Raw genomic sequence first — 4,039 nt, 5'->3', positions numbered from 1 at the left:
TTACTACCTGTTGCTGGCACGGGGCGCGGGACCCCTCTTCCGCCTTAACTGCGAGGAGATGACGGGGCAGACCGGGAAGGCCGAGGCGCGCACGCGTCAGCGGCTCTTCCAAGGTGTCTGCCTACCTGCCCCAGAGGAGATCGAGCTCGTCGACACCATCGATCTCCTTAGCGTGACGACAACGATGGAGGCTGGTGTCGACATTGGATCGCTGCTCGCTGTCATGATGGCGAACATGCCGCCGCTGCGGTTTAACTATCAGCAGCGCGTTGGCCGTGCCGGCCGGCGCGGCACCGCGCTTTCGATCGCGCTGACGCTCTGCCGCGGCCGGAGCCATGACGACTATTACTTCCAGCGGCCCGAGAAGATCACGGCGGATCCTCCGCCCCAGCCCTATGTCGACCTCACGGTGGAGCCGATAGTCCGGCGCGTCCTCGCGAAGGAGGTTCTCCGTGAAGCGTTCGCGGCGCTCCAGCTGTTTCCCTCGGCATCCGGCGACAGTGTCCATGGGGAGTTCGGGGAGACCGCCGCATGGGCGCAGCCCGCGCCCGGCTTTGGCGGCGGGGCGACGGTCCGTGCGCAGGTCTCCGCCTGGATCGGCGCGAACGGAGCCAGCATATCCGCAATCTGCAGTGTGCTCCTTCAATCCGCCGCTCCTGCCCTTCAGGCGCGCCGGATCGGCTTGGAGGCATGGGTGGCCGGGAACCTCGTGGCGGAGATCGATGCGGCGGTTGCAAGCCCGCACTTGGTACAGACCCAGCTCAGCGAGCGGCTTGCCAACGCCGGCATACTTCCGATGTTCGGCTTCCCGACCAGGACGCGTTATCTGTTTCACGGTCGGCCTGGCCGGGGGCAGTGGCCGCCAGCCGATGTGGTTGATCGCCCGCTCGATCTTGCGATAAGCCAGTTCGCTCCAGGGTCGGAGACCGTTAAAGAGGGCATGATCCACACGGCAATCGGCGTGGTGGACTATCAGCTCCGTGGAGGCATCCCCACAGAGATGCCGAACCCGCTCGGGCCGCCTATCCCCACAGGCATCTGCCGGCGGTGCCAGTCGATCGACGCGGCCGCTATCCCGGCGCTCACCTGCCAAGTGTGCGGCGCGGGGGCCGCGGAGCATCAGGTCGTAGATCTCTCCGAGCCGCGCGGTTTCCGGACACGCTTCGGGTCCGAGAGGGATTATGATGGGACCTTCGAGTGGACACCGCGCGCGACGCGGCCAAAGCTTGGCCTTGCGGGCCCCCCGCTCGCGCCGCACTGCAACTTCGGCATCCACAGTGGCGGCCAGACGGTCCACGTGATCAACGACAACAACGGACAGCTATTCGAGTTCGAGAGATTCTGGGACGAGACCTGGGCAACGCGCCAGGCCCTGAGCAAGGTCAACGCGCCCCCCCCCCGGGGCCAAGCGACCGGCGGTCGGGACCGCCGTGCTCTGGCCGCTATAAGCCGCACCGACGTGCTCGTCGCCGGGGTCGACGCATGGCCGCCGGGCGTGTTTGCAGACCCGCTCCGTGTCGAGGGACGGGCGGCGCTGTACTCGTTCGGGTTCCTGCTGCGGCGGGCTGCGGCGGTACGCCTGGACGTCAGCGACAGCGAGCTCAAGGTCGGGCTGCGAACGACGGTAGCGGCGGGGAACGTCGTCGGGCAGGTGTTCCTCTCCGACACCCTCGAGAACGGCGCCGGTTACAGCACCTTCCTAGGAGCGTCAGCCGAATTCGAGGCGGTGCTGCAGGATGTGCTTGGTCCGAGTCTCCTCGGCCGGGTCCAAGCCACGGCCGGGCCGCTCGACCATGGCACGGTGTGCCAGACATCCTGCCACGAGTGCATGCGCGACTACGGAAACCTGGCCTACCATAGCATCTTGGACTGGCGTCTCGCGGTGGACTTTGCGCGGCTGTGCCTCGACGCGGCGGCACGGATCGACTTCTCGCCTCCCCATTGGGCCGGCGTTGCGCAGCATGCCGCGGACCGGGTGCACGCCGCGTTTCCAGGATCGTCGCGGACGACCCTCGCAGGCCTGGAGGCGGTCGTCGCGGGGAGCCGGGCGATCGTAATCGGACATCCGCTCTGGGACATCCGCCAAGGCATGACCCATCCTGCACTGACCGCCGCCGAAGCCGCCGGCAGGCAAAATGGGCTGACCGTCGAGTTCCGCTCCACGTTCATGGCCATTAGGAGGCCGCTCTGATACTGCTGGACATAGAGCGAGGTGCGCGGCAAAACGGCACCCGCCGGGTCGTCTGCGGCGCCCACGGGCCCTCGGCACGGAAAGGGGGGATTGATGCAGGATCGCGCTGAAGAGCTGGCGCTTGAGATACGGCGTGGCCGCGAGAGCGGAGATGTCGTGAAGACGACGCTCAGTGTCGACGACCGTGTGCTCGCTCGAGTCACCGACGGCATCTATCGCCGGCCGTCGTCTGCGTTCCGCGAGCTGATCTCGAACGCCTACGACGCGGATGCCACCGAGGTCATACTGCGGACCGATGCGCCGCGCTTCGAGCGCATTGTCGTCCGGGACAACGGCCTCGGGATGTCGCCCGAGGTCCTGGCCGATTTCGTGATGCACATTGGTGGCAGCTCAAAGCGGACCGCCAAGGGAAAGCGCCTCGGTACCGTGAACCAATCGGATCCCACGCTGTCCCCCGGCGGGCGGCGGCTGATCGGAAAGATCGGTATAGGCCTCTTCTCGGTCGCACAGCTGACGCAGCATTTTCAGGTCATCACCAAGCGTCGCGGGGATGACTTCAGGACATCAGCGGTCGTTGTCCTGAAGACCCACACGGAAGAGATGCTGGCCGCCGCCTCCGACAAGCAGGTCTTCGAGACAGGCACCGTCGCGATCACAAGCGAGCCCGCGACCGACATCGAGACGCAGGGCACCGAGATCGTCCTGATGGAGCTCACGCCACAGGCACGCGAGCTGCTCCGCGGCCTGGATCGCTGGACCTTGCTCGACCGCGCGCAGGCGGGGGATGTGGATGGTGCCCCCCCGATGCCGCCGAGCTACCATATAGGGCGCGTGGCACGCGACGATGCCGATGTCTACCTCGAGCAGCCCCGGCTGCCTTGGGACCCGACCGACGCTCCGGATGTCAGGTTCCGGAAGCTGCATGCAGCAGTCCGCCAGGAAGTCCGCACGCGCAAGGCCACGCCCAACATCGAGGAGTCTCTCGATCACTATCTTGGAATGATCTGGCTGCTCAGCCTGGCGGTGCCCGTCCGCTATATCGACCGGCATCCGTTCGAGCTGACGGCCGGCGATGGGATCGGCTTCTACCGTCTCACAAGCAGGTCGGCGGAGCCGGTGGAGCTGATAGGTACAGAGACCATCGGGGAGCGGCTCGGGCTGACGAGTATCGTTGACCCGGTCGGCTCGTTCCGCGTCCTCCTCGACGATGTCGAGCTGCTGCGGCCGATCTCGTTCGACAGTGAACTCCACGGCACCAGCGAGATCGGCCGCCCCCTGATGTTCTTCGGCAAGGTGACATCCGGTCTTGGAGCAGTCCCGCCGGATATCGGCGGAGGGGCGCTGTCCTTTGAAGCATATCTGTACTGGAACCAGAAGATCACTCCCAAGGAGAACAATGGCTGCCTTATCCGCGTGAACAACGCCAGCGGCGTCCTCTTCGATCCCTCGTTCCTGGGCTACCAGGTTTCCGAGCTGACCCGTTTGCGTCAGCTCATGTCGGAGGTCTTCATTACGGAGGGGCTCGATGCAGCTCTCAACATAGACCGCGAGTCCTTCAACTACAGCCATCCGCACTACCAGTACCTCCAGAAATGGGTGCATTTCGCCGTCCGCCAAACGACGAACCGGCTCAAGCAGCTCAACAAGGAGCTGCTCGATTCCCGGCGGGCGGCCGCAGCCGGTCACCGTGTCTCGCGCCTTGAGAACCTAGTCGAGCGCGTTTGGCGCGACCGGAAGGGCACGGATGCCGAGCCTCCGCCTGAGGTCAGGGTGGCACCCGGCGGTCAGACCCCCCTGGCGGACCGCGAGCGCGGCGTGCTGGTGTTCAACGCTGACACTCTCGAGGCC

At 65.9% G+C, this 4,039-nt stretch carries 2 protein-coding genes; both read left to right on the top strand.

All coding sequences use genetic code 11. From position 1 onward, the window contains the following. On the top strand, positions 1 to 2,191 hold a 2,191-nt coding region (locus EN780_RS28825; protein WP_348631272.1), incomplete at its 5' end, for a helicase-related protein. A gap of 93 nt (positions 2,192 to 2,284) precedes the next feature. Continuing rightward, positions 2,285 to 4,039: ATP-binding protein (locus EN780_RS28820; protein WP_128275986.1), on the top strand; the 1,755-nt coding region annotated here is incomplete at its 3' end.

It is taken from the genome of Mesorhizobium sp. M4B.F.Ca.ET.089.01.1.1 (assembly GCF_004022605.1).
Classification (GTDB): Bacteria; Pseudomonadota; Alphaproteobacteria; order Rhizobiales; family Rhizobiaceae; genus Mesorhizobium; species Mesorhizobium abyssinicae.
This window is presented reverse-complemented; position numbering and strand designations above follow the sequence as displayed.